The 18,462-nt window shown below is 47.6% G+C and carries 23 protein-coding genes, 10 tRNA genes and 1 riboswitch; of the genes, 26 read left to right on the top strand and 7 right to left on the bottom strand.

The window, feature by feature from the left end:
- Positions 1-27: 27 nt before the first annotated feature.
- Positions 28-840, bottom strand: coding sequence for an aldo/keto reductase (locus KNP88_RS09125; protein WP_214893385.1), 813 nt, complete (start codon positions 838-840; stop codon positions 28-30).
- A gap of 158 nt (positions 841-998) precedes the next feature.
- Here KNP88_RS09125 and KNP88_RS09130 point away from each other — a divergent pair, with 158 nt between their 5' ends.
- Positions 999-1,199, top strand: a complete 201-nt coding sequence (locus KNP88_RS09130) for a hypothetical protein (RefSeq protein WP_088838080.1) — start codon at positions 999-1,001, stop codon at positions 1,197-1,199.
- Between the two features lie 43 nt (positions 1,200-1,242).
- Here KNP88_RS09130 and KNP88_RS09135 read toward each other — a convergent pair whose 3' ends face one another.
- Both KNP88_RS09135 and KNP88_RS09140 read right to left on the bottom strand, forming a co-directional pair.
- A complete protein-coding gene (locus tag KNP88_RS09135) occupies positions 1,243-2,550 on the bottom strand; it encodes a Na+/H+ antiporter NhaC family protein (RefSeq protein WP_214893386.1) in 1,308 nt (435 codons plus the stop codon).
- 80 nt (positions 2,551-2,630) lie between these two features.
- A riboswitch (SAM riboswitch) is annotated at positions 2,631-2,734 on the bottom strand.
- Between the two features lie 79 nt (positions 2,735-2,813).
- On the bottom strand, positions 2,814-3,782 hold the full coding sequence (locus KNP88_RS09140; protein WP_214893388.1) for a metal ABC transporter solute-binding protein, Zn/Mn family: 969 nt from the start codon (positions 3,780-3,782) through the stop codon (positions 2,814-2,816).
- Between the two features lie 169 nt (positions 3,783-3,951).
- Between KNP88_RS09140 and KNP88_RS09145 the strand changes: the two genes are divergently transcribed.
- Together KNP88_RS09145 and KNP88_RS09150 are read left to right on the top strand one after the other, a co-directional pair.
- Complete coding sequence (locus KNP88_RS09145; RefSeq protein WP_088838074.1) at positions 3,952-4,911, top strand: alpha/beta hydrolase; 960 nt, start codon at positions 3,952-3,954, stop codon at positions 4,909-4,911.
- Between the two features lie 46 nt (positions 4,912-4,957).
- Positions 4,958-5,533 carry a histidine phosphatase family protein gene (locus tag KNP88_RS09150; protein ID WP_214893390.1) on the top strand — a complete coding sequence of 192 codons (576 nt, stop codon included), beginning with the start codon at positions 4,958-4,960 and terminating at the stop codon, positions 5,531-5,533.
- 3 nt (positions 5,534-5,536) lie between these two features.
- Here KNP88_RS09150 and KNP88_RS09155 read toward each other — a convergent pair whose 3' ends face one another.
- Positions 5,537-6,028: a YwpF family protein gene (locus tag KNP88_RS09155; RefSeq protein WP_214802193.1), complete on the bottom strand. Its 492-nt coding sequence runs from the start codon at positions 6,026-6,028 to the stop codon at positions 5,537-5,539.
- Positions 6,029-6,171: 143 nt separating this feature from the next.
- Here KNP88_RS09155 and KNP88_RS09160 point away from each other — a divergent pair, with 143 nt between their 5' ends.
- On the top strand, positions 6,172-6,501 hold the full coding sequence (locus KNP88_RS09160; RefSeq protein ID WP_088838070.1) for a hypothetical protein: 330 nt from the start codon (positions 6,172-6,174) through the stop codon (positions 6,499-6,501).
- Positions 6,502-6,601: 100 nt separating this feature from the next.
- Here KNP88_RS09160 and KNP88_RS09165 read toward each other — a convergent pair whose 3' ends face one another.
- Both KNP88_RS09165 and KNP88_RS09170 read right to left on the bottom strand, forming a co-directional pair.
- Complete coding sequence (locus tag KNP88_RS09165; RefSeq protein ID WP_088838068.1) at positions 6,602-8,053, bottom strand: nicotinate phosphoribosyltransferase; 1,452 nt, start codon at positions 8,051-8,053, stop codon at positions 6,602-6,604.
- Positions 8,054-8,069: 16 nt separating this feature from the next.
- A complete protein-coding gene (locus KNP88_RS09170) occupies positions 8,070-8,603 on the bottom strand; it encodes a cysteine hydrolase family protein (protein ID WP_029331926.1) in 534 nt (177 codons plus the stop codon).
- Between the two features lie 164 nt (positions 8,604-8,767).
- On the opposite strand from KNP88_RS09170, the gene KNP88_RS09175 reads away from it, so the two are divergent.
- The 3 genes from KNP88_RS09175 to KNP88_RS09185 are packed head-to-tail and all read left to right on the top strand — an operon-like array spanning position 8,768 to position 9,817.
- Entirely contained in the window at positions 8,768-9,043 is a 276-nt protein-coding gene (locus KNP88_RS09175) for a 4a-hydroxytetrahydrobiopterin dehydratase (protein ID WP_029331924.1), read from the top strand.
- The gene (locus KNP88_RS09180) at positions 9,033-9,530 is read left to right on the top strand and encodes a hypothetical protein (RefSeq protein WP_214766433.1); all 498 of its coding nucleotides are present in this window, start codon (positions 9,033-9,035) and stop codon (positions 9,528-9,530) included. Before KNP88_RS09175 ends, KNP88_RS09180 begins: the two co-directional genes overlap by 11 nt.
- Positions 9,531-9,553: 23 nt before the next feature.
- Complete coding sequence (locus KNP88_RS09185) at positions 9,554-9,817, top strand: hypothetical protein (protein ID WP_088838065.1); 264 nt, start codon at positions 9,554-9,556, stop codon at positions 9,815-9,817.
- Positions 9,818-9,884: 67 nt separating this feature from the next.
- Here the strand turns inward: KNP88_RS09185 and KNP88_RS09190 are convergent, their stop codons facing one another.
- The gene (locus KNP88_RS09190) at positions 9,885-10,631 is read right to left on the bottom strand and encodes a rhomboid family intramembrane serine protease (RefSeq protein ID WP_159172340.1); all 747 of its coding nucleotides are present in this window, start codon (positions 10,629-10,631) and stop codon (positions 9,885-9,887) included.
- Positions 10,632-10,699: 68 nt separating this feature from the next.
- On the opposite strand from KNP88_RS09190, the gene acpS reads away from it, so the two are divergent.
- The 19 genes from acpS to KNP88_RS09285 all read left to right on the top strand — a co-directional run bounded on the left by acpS (position 10,700) and on the right by KNP88_RS09285 (position 18,317).
- Positions 10,700-11,080 (top strand): holo-ACP synthase, encoded by a 381-nt coding sequence (gene acpS, locus KNP88_RS09195; RefSeq protein ID WP_029331917.1) that lies wholly within the window; start codon positions 10,700-10,702, stop codon positions 11,078-11,080.
- The gene (gene alr, locus KNP88_RS09200) at positions 11,058-12,134 is read left to right on the top strand and encodes an alanine racemase (protein ID WP_214893392.1); all 1,077 of its coding nucleotides are present in this window, start codon (positions 11,058-11,060) and stop codon (positions 12,132-12,134) included. The genes acpS and alr overlap by 23 nt, the downstream gene beginning before the upstream one ends.
- 139 nt (positions 12,135-12,273) lie before the next feature.
- A complete protein-coding gene (locus tag KNP88_RS09205) occupies positions 12,274-12,498 on the top strand; it encodes a hypothetical protein (RefSeq protein WP_012371670.1) in 225 nt (74 codons plus the stop codon).
- A 3-nt stretch (positions 12,499-12,501) separates the two neighbouring features.
- A complete protein-coding gene (locus tag KNP88_RS09210) occupies positions 12,502-12,852 on the top strand; it encodes a type II toxin-antitoxin system PemK/MazF family toxin (RefSeq protein ID WP_029331914.1) in 351 nt (116 codons plus the stop codon).
- Between the two features lie 198 nt (positions 12,853-13,050).
- The gene (locus KNP88_RS09215; RefSeq protein WP_088838058.1) at positions 13,051-13,377 is read left to right on the top strand and encodes an STAS domain-containing protein; all 327 of its coding nucleotides are present in this window, start codon (positions 13,051-13,053) and stop codon (positions 13,375-13,377) included.
- A complete protein-coding gene (rsbW, locus tag KNP88_RS09220) occupies positions 13,374-13,856 on the top strand; it encodes an anti-sigma B factor RsbW (RefSeq protein WP_029331912.1) in 483 nt (160 codons plus the stop codon). The genes KNP88_RS09215 and rsbW overlap by 4 nt, the downstream gene beginning before the upstream one ends.
- Positions 13,822-14,619, top strand: coding sequence for an RNA polymerase sigma factor SigB (gene sigB, locus KNP88_RS09225; RefSeq protein ID WP_012371666.1), 798 nt, complete (start codon positions 13,822-13,824; stop codon positions 14,617-14,619). Before rsbW ends, sigB begins: the two co-directional genes overlap by 35 nt.
- A gap of 63 nt (positions 14,620-14,682) precedes the next feature.
- Entirely contained in the window at positions 14,683-16,803 is a 2,121-nt protein-coding gene (locus KNP88_RS09230; RefSeq protein ID WP_214893394.1) for a Tex family protein, read from the top strand.
- Entirely contained in the window at positions 16,800-17,240 is a 441-nt protein-coding gene (locus tag KNP88_RS09235; protein ID WP_088838056.1) for a SprT family protein, read from the top strand. Before KNP88_RS09230 ends, KNP88_RS09235 begins: the two co-directional genes overlap by 4 nt.
- Positions 17,241-17,389: 149 nt before the next feature.
- A tRNA-Asn gene (locus KNP88_RS09240) sits at positions 17,390-17,464 on the top strand.
- Positions 17,465-17,473: 9 nt separating this feature from the next.
- Positions 17,474-17,565 (top strand) — tRNA-Ser (locus KNP88_RS09245).
- A 49-nt stretch (positions 17,566-17,614) separates the two neighbouring features.
- A tRNA-Glu gene (locus KNP88_RS09250) sits at positions 17,615-17,689 on the top strand.
- A 4-nt stretch (positions 17,690-17,693) separates the two neighbouring features.
- Positions 17,694-17,769 (top strand) — tRNA-Val (locus KNP88_RS09255).
- A 33-nt stretch (positions 17,770-17,802) separates the two neighbouring features.
- A tRNA-Asp gene (locus KNP88_RS09260) sits at positions 17,803-17,878 on the top strand.
- Between the two features lie 4 nt (positions 17,879-17,882).
- Positions 17,883-17,954: transfer RNA gene (locus KNP88_RS09265), tRNA-Gln, on the top strand.
- 7 nt (positions 17,955-17,961) lie between these two features.
- A tRNA-Lys gene (locus tag KNP88_RS09270) sits at positions 17,962-18,037 on the top strand.
- Positions 18,038-18,054: 17 nt separating this feature from the next.
- Positions 18,055-18,140 (top strand) — tRNA-Leu (locus KNP88_RS09275).
- 4 nt (positions 18,141-18,144) lie between these two features.
- A tRNA-Arg gene (locus KNP88_RS09280) sits at positions 18,145-18,221 on the top strand.
- 19 nt (positions 18,222-18,240) lie between these two features.
- A tRNA-Ile gene (locus KNP88_RS09285) sits at positions 18,241-18,317 on the top strand.
- Positions 18,318-18,462: the final 145 nt, after the last annotated feature.

The following is an 18,462-nucleotide window of genomic DNA, read 5'->3' on the forward strand; positions in this document are numbered from 1 at the left end:
GCAGTCTTTCGTGTATCGGTCAATGGATTAAAAGTCAATTTCGTCAGGGTCCGGTCCGAGGCGGACTTCTGTCGCGAGACGGTCAATTTTTTCGAGGTCGTCTGCATCGAGTTGGAAATCAAACACATCGAAGTTTTCAGCAATCCGTTCTGGTGTGACTGATTTCGGAAGCGCAACGATTCCGTTATCGAGGTGCCAACGTAGAACGACTTGTGATGGGCTCTTACCATGTTTTTCAGCAATCTCTTTGAAATCATTGATTTCAAGGAACTTACCTTGCATGAGTGGGCTCCATGCTTCGACTTGAATGCTGTGATCCTGCAAGTATTCATGCAATTCATGCTGTGGAAGTTGTGGGTGAAGCTCGACTTGGTTAATCATCGGCGTCATGAGTCCTTCTTCAGCAAGCGTATCGAGATGATGTTCTTTAAAGTTCGAAACACCAATTGCTTTAATTTTACCTGCTTCGTACAGCTCGACCATGGCTTTCCATGCTTCGACATAACCTTCGACAGGCCAGTGAATGAGATAAAGATCGAGATAATCTGTTTCTAGTCGCTCAAGTGACTCAGCGAAAGCCTCTTTCGTCCGTCCGGCACGAATGTCATCGTTCCAAACTTTAGACGTCAAGAAGAGTTCTTCACGTTTCACGCCGCTTTCTTTGATTCCTTTTGCGACACCACGTTCGTTTTTGTAGACGGCAGCCGTATCGATATGACGGTAACCGACGCGAAGTGCTTCTGCGACGGCAGCCGGTGCTTCCGTCTCTTCATCGACTTGCCAGACACCGAACCCGATCTGTGGAATCGTGATACCATTTGAAAGTTTTGCGTATTGCATGTATATACTCCTCCTTCAATGAAACTAGAATATGGATTTGCCTGTTCAGTTTAGCATGAACTTAGCGGAACATCTGTTTTGATGCTCATAAGCAGGGAATATAGACTGGGAAAGAGAAGAAAGTCTACTGATGCATAAACGAAGAGAGGTGTAATATCATGGTGAAATCGATTAAAAAAGTACCAAAAGGAGTCTGGACAAGCATCGCAGCACTATTAGGTGCTCAAGCCACGTTCCTCTTCCTTGGTGCCCGCAAGACAGGACGCAATCCGTGGGTATGGGGTGGAGCAGGACTCGTTCAATTTCCGCTTCCGGCGATTGCCTATTTCATTTTGAATCGTCAAGAAAAACAGAAATAAAGTGAACCCCCCGTCGCAGACGAAGCGACGGGGGTTGTTTGTTTTACGACATGTTGTTTTTCTGTGCGGCATCGCTCTTCCGGCGTGGGAAGCCGAAGAAGATTGCCAGTGATCCACAAACGAACAGTAAAAATGGATAGAACAAATAAGGAATCAGTTCGGGTGACGCCGTTTTCGTCAATTCAGCGGCAATCAAAAGTTGCGCTCCGTACGGGATGATTCCTTGAACACCACAGGAAAAGAGGTCGAGGATACTGGCTGACTTTTTCCGGTCGATGTCATACGTATCCGCGATTTCAGCAGCGAGCGGACCGGCGACAAGAATCGAAATCGTATTATTTGCTGTTGCGAGATTCGTTGCACTGACGAGGGCAGCCATACTGAACTCAGCTCCCCGGCGTTTCGAAATCTTTCGTGTCAGCGTTTCTTTGAGATAAGCAATTCCACCGTTATAGGTGATCAGGCTGACGAGTCCACCCATCAGCAACGTCAAGATTGAGATTTCTGCCATCCCCATCAATCCGTCAGACATCGCGAGGACAAACCCACTTACTCCGAAACTACCGTCGATCATTCCGATGATGCCTGTCAATAACGTCCCGCCGAGTAAGACGAGAATGACGTTGACACCAAAGAGGGCGAGCACGATGACGGAAAGATACGGAATCAGCTTATAAAATTCAAATGCTTTCGCTTCGACGACATCTCCGGAACCTGACACGAAAGCGAGTAAGATGACAGTGATGACGGCAGCAGGCAAGACGATTAAAAAGTTCGTTCTGAATTTATCACGCATGTTCGTTTTTTGTGTCCGGACAGCGGCGATTGTCGTATCTGAGATAAACGATAAGTTATCACCGAACATTGCTCCACCGACGACGGCAGCAGCGGCGAGTGCGACATTGACGCCCGTCGCGTCATGAATCCCGAGTGCGATCGGTGCAAGGGCAGCGATTGTGCCGGTCGAAGTTCCCATCGCCATCGAGATGAAAGCGGCAATGATGAACAATCCACTCATTAAAAGAGACTGGGGTAGGAAACTGAGTGCAGCGTTGACGGTCGCATCAATGGCTCCGATTGCATTCGCTGTTCCAGAAAATGTGCCGGCGAGTAAAAAGATGAAGACCATGATCATGATGTCCGGATTTCCGGCACCGCGGGCAATCCGCTCGACGGTCTGGTTGATGTCTCCCTTAGATGTCGCAGCAGCAAAAATCAAGGCGATTAAAGCTGCAATTAAAATTGGGAATTTGTAAAAGTCGTTATAGAAGATTCCTGCACCGATGAATAATACAAGGAAAACGAACAAGGGCAACAACGCCCATTTGTTCGGCGTAACCGTTTCGTTCATGTGAATCACTCCATTTCTTCAGCATACAAAAAAAGACCCCTTCGCAAGAAAGAAGGAGGTCTTTACTGAAAAAGACGCTCTTCTTATCTCTCAAGCCATAGCTTGCTGGATTTGGCACAGTACGAATCAATCGTCCGCTGCCGAAACATCATTGGGCCAGTCCCTCCGTTTCTCGCGATAAAAAGAAGTCATTTAGTTGTTTAGTCGTTGTTTAAAACACGTTTATTACCCTAACGTATCTTTTAATGCTTGTCAACTGTACCTTACTGCAGTGCTTGTTTGAGCGTCGTCACGTTTTCGTTCATCAAATCAAAGTACGATTTATCTTGTTGATCTTTTGCGACGGACTCGAGGTTATGAATCGTAATCGATTCGGCACCGATTTCTTTTTGGATGACACGGGCGACCTTTGGCGACACCGTCTCTTCGAAGGCGATATAGTTTAAGTCATGCATCTCTGCTTCCTTGACGATGGCAGCCAGCTGTTTTTGGGACGGTTCGTCAGACGGCGAGATACCGGCAATCGGCAGTTGCGTGAAACCGTAACGTTCCGCCAAGTACCCGTATGCGGCATGCGTGACGAGAAGCTCCTTTTTCGAACCGGAGTCAACAGCTTTTTGTAAATTTTGGTCGAGTTCATCTGCTTGTTTGTTAAAGAGTGCGAGGTTTTTATCAAACGTTTCCTTCCGGTCAGGTGCTTCCTTTGCTAACGCGGTCGTAATCGAGTCAGCCATTTTCTTGGCGTTGTTCGGGTCGAGCCAAACATGCGGATCGTATTGTCCATGATCGTGCGACTCTTCTTCAGCCTCGTGATCATCATGGTCATCGTGTGCGTCTTCTTCGTGCGTATGAAGCGAAGCGGAAGCCTCGAGTAAGTCGATATTTTTACTTGTCTCGACAAAACGAATGGAATTACCGGCTAAACTTTCCTTAATCTTTTCAGAGTACGGCTCAAGGGTTGTGCCGGTAAGTAAAAATAGATCGCCTTTCGCAATCGTCGTCAATTGCTTCGGAGTCGGCTCATACGAATGCGGGTCGGCGCCAGGGGGAACGATTAATTCGACCTGGACGTCTGTGCCGCCGATTTCTTTTGCAATTGCCGCAGTCGCGAATGTCGACGTATAAATTTGCAATTTACCGTCTTCTTCTGAATTTGAAGTCGATGAGCCGCATGCGGCGAGCAGACTGGCAGTTACTGTCGCGATGGTTAACGCTGGAATGATTTTTTTCATATGTGAACCCTCCAAGATAATTAAAACGTAATTGTTCCGATTTGGACTTTCTAACTATATCCGACGGAAATTAAAGCGTCAAGTCGGAATGTTGTGAAGTTCTAGTTCAAAATAAATCGGGTAAGAGAAGAATAGAAGTGAAATCGGAATGAGCCTTGGAGGTGATGAGGTGAAACGTGAAACAGCATGGTTGATGGGTGGCGCCGCTATTTTGACGACGGCTGCTGCTGGTGCGAGCATTTGGAATAATTATGGAGCCTTACTCAGATGGACGGAGCCGGTCTTGCCGCTTACCGAAAAGCAATTAGCACCACGAAATCTTTTATACAAGACGGTCAATCAGCAGGACTTGACGTTAGATATCTATTATCCGCCGGGAGAAGGGCCGTTTCCGGTCGCGATTTATGCTCATGGCGGCGCATTCGTTCGTGGAAACCGTGATGATGTGTTTAGTTTTGCTCCAATCATCGACCGGTTTTTAGAACTCGGGATTGCCGTTTGCAGCATCGACTATCGTTTATTTGAGGATGGCAGCTATTTTCCGGACAACCTTGAAGATGTTCGAGATGCCTTATGTTTTTTAAATCAACAAGCGGATGAGTTACGTATCGCGCGCGGTCGCATGCTTTTATGGGGTGATTCAGCAGGTGGAGCCCTAATGTTGACGACGGCGCTTGCCCCGACTGAATTTATCGGCGAACAGGCGGAGGCGCATCTTCCTTTAATCAGTGGAGTCATCGCCTTGTATCCGCCGACGAATTTTCTGTTATTTAAATTCATTCAAACCTGGATTGCCCATATCAAGTTTTATGGGGGTGGACGTGAAGAATGGCGACAGTTGATGATGCGTGTCTCCCCGGCGACACATTTAAGTTCCGACTCGCCGCCGATCATGTTGCTGCACGGAAAAAAGGATCCGATTGTCCCGTTTGCTCAAGCACTCCACTTTGTTGAGAAGGGGGCGGATGTCGGGGCGGATGTTCGATTATTCTCTTTCCCGAATGGTACACATTCGCTGGCGAGCTTTGCCCAAACTGAAAATCCACTCAAAATTGAACGTTTGCTCGAACGAATCGAAGCCTTCAGTTGTCAAGTGCTTGTCTTACCGAAACGAGAGGCGCTTCATTAGGAAACATGATACAATCAGTCATATTTCTTTAGAAGGAGACTGCAATATGACGGAAATTTGTTTAGTACGACACGGTCAAACGGACTGGAACTTAAACGAGCGGATTCAAGGACGTGAAGATATACCGCTTAACGAGACCGGTAGAAAACAGGCGGCTCTCAGTGCTGCCTACCTGGCAGAAGAACAGTGGGACGTCTTGATTTCAAGTCCGCTATCGCGAGCTGTCGAAACTGCTGAAATCATTGGTCAATCGATCGGTCTAAGCTTGACGGAAACGGATGAACGGCTTGTCGAGCGCGAATTTGGAACGGCTTCCGGTGAACCGATCGCCGGAATTTACGAAGCAGTGCAGGCAAATGATGCAGAGCGCGTCCCGGGGCTTGAAACGGAAGCGGAAATTCAACAGCGTGTCTTCAGCGCGGTTGAAGAACTGACAGAAAAATATCGAGGAAAACGCCTCTTAGTCGTCTGCCATTCGCATACGATTAAAGCGGCACTCTCCTCGATTGATGAGACATTCAGTTACCGGACGCCGTTAAAAAATGCATGTGCGAATTACATTCGTTTTTCCGACCGTTATGAGATTGAGCGGATTAATGTAGCGGACCATATCACAATTTGAACATCATCCTTCGACGGGTGCCGGATGTTCTTGTAAGTACTGTTTAAACGTTTCTTTCGCGATGCTCGTGATATGAGCACCACGTTTAGAGCGTCGGTCTTTATATTCTTGAATCAGCTCTTCGCCAGTAAAGTTGTCTTCGACGACTTCACGCAAAATCGATTCGGATAAATCATTTTTCATCATGACCATCTTACCGGTAAAGAGGTAAGAGACGCCTTCGCTCAATTGCGTACTTTCATAAGGGGTGACGATCATGGCGGCGGGGTCATTGTCCGGCCGTGAAATCGTGATTTCAATCAAAGCGCGCAGCTTTTTCTCGAACAGTTCTTTCAAAATCGGTTGATCGGTGTCGGTGACGACGATTTCAGCGACCCACTGGGCGGTTTGGTCGGTACTCACCGTCAGCCCATCTTTAATCTGAACGGGGATTGTCGTATCTCGCCCTGATTCATCCATGAGAATACGTAATGTACACAATTTAAAGGTTTTCAAAAAGAACTCCTCCTTTTGTTGTTCGTACGTGATTTTCTTCAGTATAACGTGAGTCTGTCGCCTGCGCGAAACTTTTCGTAACGTCTTCGAGTCGAACTATGTTTAAATGGAACTAGAAATCAGAAACAGGAGGACCGTTTATTATGCCGCAAGCACTTATAGGAATATTAGGAATCGTGGGGATTATCTTACTTGCCCATCACATCATCATGTATTGGCATGCTGAGCCAAAAGATCGCCCGACGCTTGCGTACCGCATAGCGCTCCTGATCGCCTGTTTGCTTCTTATCAGTGGAAGTGATCATTTAATTAGTATCTTTTACGCCGATTCTCTTGCTGAGTTCGGTCAACGGATTACCTATATCGTCTTCATCGGAGGTGCGCTTGGTTTTGCGTGGTACTTTCGTCAACAAATGGAACAAGCGACAGCCAAAATGACTGCTCACCCAAACGAAACAGCCCACTTCAGTTGAAGGGGCTGTTTTTAGCGTATAGAAAAATGAGAGGGAGATGAAAAGGTAGCCTTTCAAGACGTCCGTCAAGAAGCTTGATTCTTGAGGCTGCTTGATTTTGTTATTTTACACCACTTGCGAGGCGTGTTTTCCGAATCATGTCGAGTTTCAGTTTCCAGAGACGGTCGCTGAACGTGACGGCATAGATTTCAGGTAGACGTAGACGTTTGTACTCTTCCCACAGGCGTCCGATTTGCTGTTCGTGGAACTGACGACTTTCTTCAATCGTCGGAACGGTATACACGAGTTCACCGTCCTTAAAGATCGGTGCAAGTAACCGTTCAACCTTAAAGTTTTCAATCCGGTTCCGGAACGACGGGTCACGGACGTCAATCAAATCGACGAAGTCGAGTTGACTCGGATCTTCATCGAGTAACGTGATGTAGTCGCCTTTGAACTTGTTCGTTTCCGGGTCGACGATGCGGTATGCTTCCTTGATATGCGGTGTCGTCGTCTTCGCTTTTGAAGACGAAACTTTGATGACGGGTGCAAGTTCGCCGTCAATTTCGCGGGCGACGAGTTTATAGACCATGCCGAGCGCCGGTTGTTCGTACGCCGTGATGCCGCGTGTTCCGACGAGGAAGGTGTTTGCCTGTGCCCCTTGGATGCGAAGGTCTTGAATGACATATTCGTCTAAATCACCAGACAGGACAATTTCGACGTCGAGTAAGCCGGCTTCATCAAGCATCTTACGAGCGCGTTTTGATAGGTAGGATAAGTCGCCGGAATCGATTCGAATCCCGCGTAACTTATGTCCGTCTGCTGCGAGTTCTTTTGCGACCGTGATCGCATTCGGGAGTCCGCTTTTAAGCGTATCGTACGTATCGACGAGCAGCGTCGCCTGATCCGGATAATGCGATGCGAACGTCCGGAAAGCCGTCAACTCATCATCATGGAACTGGATATCTGCATGCTCCATCGTTCCACCGCATGGGATACCAAAGTCGCGGCCGGCCGACGCGAGACTTGTCACGTCGAACCCGGCTAAATAAGAGGCACGTGTTCCGAAGTAAGCAGCATCGATTCCTTGGGCGCGGCGTGAACCGGCTTCGAGGAATTTCGCGCCTGGTGCCGACTGCCGGATGCGCGCATATTTCGTCGCGATCAACGATTCGTGATTGGCGATGTTCAAGATGGCCGTTTGCAGTAACTTCGCCTCAAAAATCCGTGCTTCGATCCGGACTAATGGTTCGTTCGGGAAGACGATTTCGCCTTCTTTGACACTCGAGAGGGAACCATTGAATTTAAAGTTACGTAACTCATCCTTGAATTCATCCGGGAACCCGATCATCGTTTGAAGATACGTAATGTCTTCTTCTGTGAAGTGGAGTGTCTGGATATATTCGATGATATTTTCAAGACCGGCGAAGACGACATAACCACCTTCGAATGGATTGCTGCGGTAATAGACGTCAAAAACAGCACGTTCATTATGGCGCCCTTCCTTCCAGTAGATATACATCCATCTCGGAAGATAGAGGTCAGTATGAAGTGCAAGATTACGTTGTAACATGAAGACAGATCCCTTCTTATTCGCCGACGACTTCTGCGCCGATCGATTGTTTAAAGTGTGTGAGTGCCCAGTCGTGGCCGGCCGCATTGAAGCTGGCGACGGCGTCAGCATGGACGACGATTTTATAGCCGAGATTGTACGCGTCGACAGCGGTGTGCAAGATGCAGATGTCTGTACAAACGCCGACGAGGTGAACTTCTGTGATATGCCGTTCACGAAGACGTAAATCTAGGTCCGTCCCAGCAAAGGCGCTATAGCGCGTCTTGTCGATGACATGATCCGCAACACGTGCCATCTCTGCGACCTGTCCGAATAAGTCCCGTCCGTGTGTTCCCCGAATATTATGAGGTGGGAAGAGGACGGTTTCCGGATGGAATGTGTCGCCTTCTTCATGAAGGTCGTTTGCAATGACGACATAATCGTTCGTCGAAAATTCATCCATGAGCGATGCGATGCGTCCTTCGATGAGTTGACCCGGTTTACCGCAAGTCAGCTTACCTTCATCGGCGACGAAATCAAACGTATAATCAATAACGATAAGAGCGCGCATGAGCGATAGCCCCTTTCCTGAATGGGATATAGTGTTCTCTTTCACATTGTACTCTATCTCACTTCGAAGGCAAAAGGAAGAAATCGAACGAGTAGAGGTATAAGAAGTAAGGAAAGTAGGGTATAAGGTATAGGACGAAAACGATAGTAGAGGAGGAGAATGGAATGGAACGGTTGAATGAGTATGAGGTAGAAGAACGTTTAGAAGGTCTGAATGACTGGAGCGTCGTCGATGACGAAATCGTACGCATCTACACATTGGATTCTTTTCCGGCGGCACTTGATTTTGTTCAAGAGGTCGGTTCTTTAGCGGAACACTTGAATCATCACCCGCGGATCATGATTGATTATAAACAGGTGACGCTCGCCGTGACGACACATGATGCTGGCGGATTGACTGGGAAAGACTTCGAACTCGCGGAGGCCTGTGATGCCATCTAAACTATTCATTACATTCGGTAGCGGTAACTTTGTCGACCAAATTCGCTCGCGTGATGCTCAAATTCGGGCAGCGGGTGGAAGCGGAGAAGCATTACTCTGGATTGAAACGGACGGAAAGTCACCGTTTCAAAGCGGGAACAGCTATACACTCCTCGAAACGCGTGGTAATTTTGATGAGAAGGGGACGATTTTTTACTGGTCGATTCCGGCAGATCAAAATAGCGGCGATCTTTTCATCCATCAGGTCATGTCGGACCCGAAAGTACTCGGGGCAGAATATGGCAGTTTCCAAGCCTTACGGATTGCCCGGGTCGAGCGGGCGACGGATCTCGTGTTGTTGATTCAATTCAAGGACGAAGGAGATGCGTCACGTTACGCAAAATCAGTTGAACGCTTGACGGTTGATCAGTATGCTGAAGAGGCAGGGAAGTCGTTTGCGCCTTCTCCAATTATGAAACGTTATCAACTTGTACCACCATTACATTAAAATGACACAGGGGGAAGAACCAGATGAAAAAGAATTATTTTGTACTCGCAACAGTAGGTGGCGCACTAATCGGAGCAACACTCTCATTACTTCATAAAGATACACGCCAAGCACAAATCGAAGCGACGAAGCGTGCGTTTGGCGGAGCCGGCACACAACTTTCGGCAGTCAAACAAGATCCGAAAGGACGTTTTGAAGAAATTCGTGCCCTCTACACAGATAATCAAGAAACCATCCATAATCTGATTGACGATGTGAAGGATCTTGCGGAATCTTTCCGGAAGTAAGAATAAGAAAAAAGCGCCGAGTCTGTTTTCCGTAGTACGGAATCAGACAAGGCGCTTTTTTTGTAGATTAGATGAATCGCGCGAGTAGACCGAAAACGGCAAAGGCAACGATGACATAAAACACGATGCGTCCCGTTTGACCGGATCCTGTCGAGTGAACGACATGACCACCGAACGTCGCCCGTTGACCCGTATTAAACGGACGTGTGAACGGAACAGCGCTTTTTCCGAAGATGAATCCAGCCAGGAATCCGAGGAGGAAACCATACAAGTGACCGAAGACGGAAACGTTCGAGCCGATCAGTGTAAAGACGGCCGTGATGGCACTAAAGATGTAGACGAGTCGTGCATCTTCGACAGAAATGATCGTCCGACGAAAACGACCGAGATAAACGTAAAAGCCAAGCAAACCTAAGATGGCTCCAGATGCTCCCGCCTGTCCATAAAATAAGTTATCGCTCAACGTGACATACGTCAACACGTTAGCGAGCGTTCCGACAAGCAAGTAAAAGATGGCAAATTTCACATGCCCGATCATCCGCTCGAGCGCAGGAGCGAAAATAATCAACGCAAACGTATTAAAGGCAATGTGCCAAAAATCGTAGTGTAAAAATGTCGCCGTGACGACACGCCACCATTCGCCATTCGCGATGAATAAATTAATCGCTGAACCATAACTGAGTGGAGAGAAACCAAAGCCGAGTAACTGATTCAACTGCTCGATGACAAACAGAGCGACTTGGATTAAAATGAACAACGAAACGACCGGATAAGAACGTGTGAACGTTTGTAGATTTTCCGTTCGACTAAACATGACAACACCTCGCTTCACTTTCATTCTATATGAAGTGGACGAAGAATAGAACTGTGGAGGCGTAGGGAATGATTTATGGTATCGGTCTTGACTTGATTGAATTAGAACGCGTTCGTCTGACACTCGAACGTCAACCCCGGATGCTGACACGTATTTTGACGGATCGTGAACAAGCGCGGTATGAAACATTGGCGGACGGACGCCGACTTGAATATCTCGCAGGACGGTTCGCTGCAAAAGAAGCGTTTGTCAAAGCACTCGGCACGGGGATTGGGCGAGAAGTGTCTTGGCGCGATCTTGAAGTACTAAATGAAACATCAGGTCGCCCTATCATGACGGGGCCGTTTGACGGTATGATTCATGTATCGATTACGCATTCCGATCATTATGCGGCAGCACAAGTCTTATTAGAAAAGAGGGATGGCGATGTACCGACCGACGTGGATTGAAATTGATCGTGCTGCGATTGCACATAATGTACGCGAGATAAAGGCAAGAATCGGCGACCAATCGATGATGGCCGTCGTCAAAGCGGATGGCTACGGACACGGTGCGATCACTGTGGCAGAAATTGCATTGGAAAACGGGGCTGACTTACTTGCCGTCGCTCTTCTTGAAGAAGCAATCGAGCTGCGTGAAGCAGGTATCCAGGCACCGATTCTCATGCTCGAGACGTTATTGCCGGAGCATGTCTCCGTCGCTTCGAATTATGATGTGGCGGTTCCTGTGTTTTCAGCCGAGTGGTTACGGCAAGCAAAACAACATCTGACGGAAATCGATTCGCTTCGGATTCATATTAAGGTCGATAGTGGGATGGGGCGGCTCGGTCTGCAAACGATGGAAGAACTGGATGAACTTTTAATGGAGCTCGATTCTGATTTGCTTGAGCTCGAAGGAATTTATACACATTTCGCGACAGCGGATGAACTGTCGAGCCGTCTGTTCGAACAGCAACAGACGACGTTTCTCGGCTTCGTCGAACGCGTACCGCACGTGCGATATATCCATGCGGCGAATTCTGCTGCTGCGATTCGACTCGCAGGTCAGGATGACCCGTTTAATATCGTCCGCATCGGGATTGCCCTTTACGGCGCGATGCCGTCTGACGAGATGATTCCATATTATGATTTCCTTCAGCCGGCATTTTCGTTGAAGAGTCAGCTGATGCAAGTCAAGTGCGTCGAACCCGGACAGACGATCAGTTATGGGGCGACGTACACGGCACCGACGGACGAATGGATCGGGACCGTCCCGATCGGCTACGCCGATGGGTGGTCGCGACGTTTTCAAGGGTACTCACTCATCGTCGATGGTCAACCGTGTGAAATCGTCGGTCGTGTCTGTATGGACCGGTTAATGATTCGTTTACCGCAGGAATATCCTGTCGGCACAGAAGTAACGTTAATTGGAACGGGCGCGCCGATTGATGAAGCAGCACACTGGTTAGGGACGATTAACTATGAAGTCCTTTGTCAATTTTCAAAACGTGTGCCGCGAAAATAAATTTAAAAAACCATCAATATGATGGCAAAAAAATGTTATTTCTTTGAATTTTGATTGTATTTTCTGAATTCGACTGATATATTGAAGTAGAAAGTGAGTCGTTCGTTAAGGTTTCAGTGAATCTGGAGGTGCCATTATCTTGGTCCAACAACGGGAAAAGCAGTTTGTTGAGCGAAATGTAGCGAAGGAGACGATTGGGATGAAGTCGAACCATACGACCGAAGAACGCAAGCGTCAGCTACGTGAGGAATTGAAGCGTGGTTACGAAGAAATGGCAGCAATCAATTTATCAATCGTTGGTGAAATGTTCCAGATTGAAACGGAGGCGGAGTTCTCGCTCCTACGTCAAGTAAGCGGGGTGTAAGCTTTGATAGTCAAACGTGGCGACGTGTTTTATGCAAATTTGTCACCTGTGGTCGGATCGGAACAAGGAGGAGTACGTCCTGTCCTTGTCCTACAAAATGATATTGGTAACCGATTCAGCCCTACTGTTATCGTGGCTGCGATCACGGCACAGATCGACAAAGCCAAACTACCGACCCATGTGGAAGTATATCGAGAGCGACACGGATTAGAACGTGATTCGGTCATCCTACTTGAGCAGGTCCGTACGATCGATAAGCGCCGTCTGACGGATAAGGTGACACACCTGGATCCTGAGACGATGATGAAAGTGAATAGTGCCGTTGCAATCAGCTTAGGCTTGATTGATTTTTAGGCACCTACATAGAAGCACGAGAAGAGTCGATACATTTGTATGCGACTTTTTTTGACTAATTTTTAAAAATAGGTTTAGAAGTGTTTTAATGCGGGAAATATACTTAAGTGACTTTTTTTAAGGAGCCACTTTATTTACAATCAACTGATGAAACAGAGAGAAATCATATAGCATATTTCCTTGAGGAGGAACTTGAAGATGGATTTAACAATTAGAACAGAGCAACTAGATGGTCAGACGCATCTCTATATCGTAGGAGAGATTGATACGTATACGGCACCAAAACTTCGTCAAGAACTCGTTCCCGCTGTAGAAGCAAATGATGTCGTCGTTCACTTGGATGAAATTCATTACATGGATTCGACAGGTCTCGGTGTATTCGTCGGAGCGCTTAAAGCATCGAAGAAAAACGGTACATCGTTTACGCTTGTTGGTGTTTCAGAACGTATTCGTCGTCTTTTTGAAATTACAGGTCTTTCAAGCATCATTACAATCGACAGTGGTGTACGAGGTGGTACGCAATGAAAAACGAACAACTTGAAATGACACTACCTGCAAAACCTGAATACGTGGCAATCGCGCGTTTGACGGTTTCAGGTGTCGCAAACCGCATGGGCTATACGTATGATGATATCGAAGACATCAAAATTGCTGTTTCTGAAGCATGTGCGAATGCTGTTCAACATGCTTATGAAGACCAGCAAGACGGATCAATGGGCTTAACATGTAACGTTTACCCGGACGATCGTCTTGAAATCATCGTCAAAGACAACGGTGTGACATTTGATAAAGATAGCGTCAAACGCCAAAGTGAACCAATTACGGATTCGCACGATCTAGACTCACTGCATGAGGGGGGACTAGGGATCTTGATGATTGAGGCATTGATGGATCAAGTCACGATCGAAAAAGCAAACGGCGTCACTGTCCATATGACAAAATATATGAATAGAGATGAGGTGGGTCAAAGTGCCAGCAAAGTCTCAACAACGCCATCACAGTGATGACGAAGTCCTTCGACTGATTGATCTGTATCAACAAGATGACCAAGATGAAGAAGTCCATGCCGCGCTACTCGCCCGTTACTCGGATCTCGTCGAGGCGCTCGCCCGTAAATTCTCACGTGGCCGTCCGATTCATGATGATCTCGTTCAAGTCGGGATGATTGGATTGCTTGCCGCGCTTCGTCGTTTCGATAAAGAGTTTGGACGAAGTTTCGAATCGTTCGCTGTCCCGACAATCATCGGCGAAATCAAGCGATTCATTCGCGATAAAACATGGAGCGTCCATGTTCCGCGTCGAATTAAAGAGCTAGGTCCGAAGATTAAGAAAGCTGTCGAAGAATTGACGACTGAACTACAACGTTCACCGCGAATCGACGAAATCGCTGCGCGTCTTGAAGTGTCAGAGGAGGAAGTGCTCGAAACACTCGAAATGGGTAAAAGTTATCAAGCGTTATCCGTTGATAGCTCGATTGAAGCAGATCAAGAGGGCAGCACGGTCACTTTACTTGATTTAGTCGGTAACCAGGAAAATGGTTATGACTCGGTCGACCAAAAGCTGATTCTTGAAAAAGCGTTTGCTGTACTGACAGACCGTGAGCGTTCGATTCTTGAATGTGCGTATTACCGCAACATGAGCCAAAAAGAAACGGGAGAACTTCTCGGTATTTCGCAAATGCACGTTTCGCGTTTACAACGCCGGGCGTTGCAGAAATTACGAGAAGCGATCAAAGTAGAACCGAATGAAGTATTCTCGAAAGACTGATGCCGTGGCGTCAGTCTTTTTTTCTGTCGATTCTTCGGTATAATGAGGGGGAGGTGAGGAAAAATGGAGAAGAGAATCGCAACAGAATTGAATTTACGACCCCAGCAAGTGAAAGCCGTCTTACAGTTGACGGAAGATGGAGGAACAATTCCATTCATCGCACGTTATCGTAAAGAGCAAACTGGTGAGCTCGACGAAGTCGAAATCAAGGCGATCCTCGATCGACATAAAAGCATCACGCAACTCGAAACTAAACGTGACGATGTCCTTCGGAAAATCGAAGAGCAGGGTGTTATGACCGAGGCATTGAATCAAGCGTTGCGTGAAGCGACGACGTTACAACAGATTGAAGACCTATACTTACCGTTCCGTCCGAAACGACGGACGAAAGCGGAAATTGCACGAGAGGCAGGGCTCGCGCCACTCGCAGAGTGGCTCCGTTCGCCGAAACCCTATGAAGAAGCGGGCTTCAAAAAATTGTTCGCAGGGCTTGAAGAAGCAGAGGCAGTCGCTGGTGCAGAAGCAATCATCGCGGAAGAGTGGGGCGAACAAGCAACTGTCCGCGATTACATTCGTCAAGTGACACACCGTGCGGCAGAAATCGTGACGAAACAAAAAAAGGATGCCGTCGATGAGAAAAAGGTCTTTGCCCAGTACTATGAGTACAACGAGCGGGTCCGCCAAATCGTGCCGCACCGGATTTTAGCAATCAACCGAGCAGAAGCCTTGAAAATCGTGTCCGTGAAAGTCGTGTTAGACGAGCAGCAAGTATTGCCATACTTACTTCGTCCTTTTAATCGGTTGCCCGAACAAAAGCGCCAGCTTGTTGAAGAAGCAGTCAAAACAGGATATAAAAAATCTGTTTTCCCGGCAATTGAGCGTGAAATCCGAAATGAATTGACGGAGAAGGCGGAGAACCAAGCGATTGAAGTCTTTGGTAAAAACTTGCGCCAACTCTATATGCAACCACCGATGAAAGGGAAAGTCATGTTAGGACTCGACCCGGCTTACCGGACGGGATGTAAGTGGGCAGTCATTGATCCGACTGGTGAATTAAAAGAAGTCGGCGTTATTTACGTCACGATGTCTGAACAAAAAGCGAAGGAAGCCCGTACTAAATTATCAGAACTGGTGAAGAAATATGGTGTCGAGCTGATAGCGATTGGCAACGGGACGGCATCCCGTGAAACCGAATCCTTTGTAGCGGACTGGATTAAAGGGCATACGGAAGTCGCTTTTACGATCGTCGACGAGGCGGGCGCAAGTATTTACTCGGCTTCAGAAATCGCACGGACGGAGTTCCCGGACCTCCAAGTCGAGCAACGTTCAGCGATCTCGATTGCCCGTCGTCTTCAAGATCCGTTAGCTGAACTTGTTAAAGTCGATCCTCAATCAGTCGGGGTCGGTCAGTATCAGCATGACGTGACACAAGTGAAATTAAAGGAGACACTCGACTTTGTCGTTGAGACCGTCGTTAACCAAGTCGGTGTCGATGTGAATACGGCGTCTGAGTCCTTGCTCGGATATGTAGCGGGAATCACGAAGGCGACAGCGAAAAAAATCGTCGAACGCCGTTCCGAACTCGGGGCATTTGCTTCACGAAAAGAACTGTTAAAAGTGCCGCGTCTCGGAGCGAAAGCATACGAGCAGGCAGCAGGTTTCCTTCGTATTCCTGAAGGGACGCATCCGCTGGACCGGACACCGATTCACCCGGAACAGTATAAAACTGTCGAACAACTGTTTAAGCAGCTTCAGTTAGCGCTGACGACCGTCGGGACGGAAGAACTCCGCACGAAGTTAGCGGAACTTCCAGTGAAGGATACGGCAGAGCAACTCGAGATTGGTGAACCGACGCTCCGAGATATCATTGAAGCCTTGCAGCGTCCGGAGCGTGATCCGCGGGAGGCACTGGATAAACCGATTTTACGACAAGATGTTTTATCGTTAGACATGATCCAGGTTGGGATGGAGTTCCAAGGGACCGTCCGGAACGTGCTCGACTTTGGAGCATTCGTCGACATCGGTGTAAAGGAAAGTGGACTCGTCCACATCTCGAAGTTAAGTAAACGACGCGTCAAACACCCGCTCGACGTAATCGCCGTCGGAGAAATCGTGACGGTCTGGGTGACGAGTGTCGAACCGGAACGTGGCAGAATCGGTTTAACGATGGTCAGTCCATCATGACGAACGAACAATTACAGCAATACGTCGAGCAGCTTTCGCTCGACGTGTTTGCTTTACCGTTTAGACACAAGGCCGTTTTTAATGAAAGACTACGCACGACAGGTGGCCGTTATTTTTTGACGGATCATCATCTTGACTTTAATCGACGCTATGTAACGGACGCCAAAACCTTTCGTGGCATCGTAGTTCATGAACTTTGTCACTATCATCTTCACCTCGCAGGACGGGGACATCGTCATCAAGATCAAGACTTTAAAGACTGGTTGATGAAGTATGGTGGCTTACGGTACAGTCCGCGATTAGACGGAGACGAAAAAAAATCGCATCAATACGAATGTCATAAATGCGGTACATTATATAGAAGGAAAAGAAAGATGAATCCGGAGAAGTACCGCTGTGGGAAGTGTCGTGGAAAGATTTTTTACAAAAGTAGTTGACGTTCATTTCGGAGCGTGATAAATTATAGAAGTCGTCAAAACGACAGCAACTAAACAACTTATCGTCACTAAAAACTTTTTTAAAAAAGCATTGACGGCAAGAAAGAAAGTTGCTACTATATAAAAGTGCTCCGAAACGAACACAACATTCCGCAATAGCTCAGTGGTAGAGCAACCGGCTGTTAACCGGTAGGTCGTAGGTTCAAATCCTACTTGCGGAGCCATTATCTTTTGGAGATGTACCCAAGTGGCTATAAGGGGCGCCCCTGCTAAGGGTGTAGGCCGGGAAACTGGTGCGAGGGTTCGAATCCCTCCATCTCCGCCAGACCTCTTATGTGAAAATGTTACTTGAGAATAATTATTGCATATTTTATGGCCCGTTGGTCAAGCGGTTAAGACACCGCCCTTTCACGGCGGTATCACGGGTTCGATTCCCGTACGGGTCACCATAATGGAGGATTAGCTCAGCTGGGAGAGCATCTGCCTTACAAGCAGAGGGTCGGCGGTTCGATCCCGTCATCCTCCACCATTTTCAATTTCATACTTAACGTAACAAAAATGTGGTCCTGTGGTGTAGCGGTTAACATGCCTGCCTGTCACGCAGGAGATCGCGGGTTCGAATCCCGTCAGGACCGCCATTTTTGGGCTGTGGCCAAGTGGTAAGGCACTGGATTTTGATTCCAGCATGCGAAGGTTCGATCCCTTCCAGCCCAGTTTTCTCGTGTCATTAGCTCAGTTGGTAGAGCATCTGACTTTTAATCAGAGGGTCGCAGGTTCGAATCCTGCATGACACACCATTTTAAATTTTAATATTGCGGTCGTGGCGGAATGGTAGACGCGCTAGGTTGAGGGCCTAGTGGTGGCAACACTGTGGAGGTTCAAGTCCTCTCGACCGCACCATATCGCACCCTTAGCTCAGCTGGATAGAGTACTTGACTACGAATCAAGGGGTCGGGAGTTCGAATCTCTCAGGGTGCACCATATTTTGTTTGCTTTTGACGGGCCTATAGCTCAGCTGGTTAGAGCGCACGCCTGATAAGCGTGAGGTCGGTGGTTCGAGTCCACTTAGGCCCACCATTTTTCAAAACAAACGATGACGAACTTTGAAAACTGAACGATGAGGCAAAAAACGTATCTTCGGATACAAACAATGAATGAAGCGCAAGCTTCGTCAACGTGACTTTTAGTCACACAAACGAGCAAGTCAAACACTTTATGGAGA

The organism is Exiguobacterium sp. H66, from assembly GCF_018618705.1.
Classification (GTDB): domain Bacteria; phylum Bacillota; class Bacilli; order Exiguobacteriales; family Exiguobacteriaceae; genus Exiguobacterium_A; species Exiguobacterium_A oxidotolerans.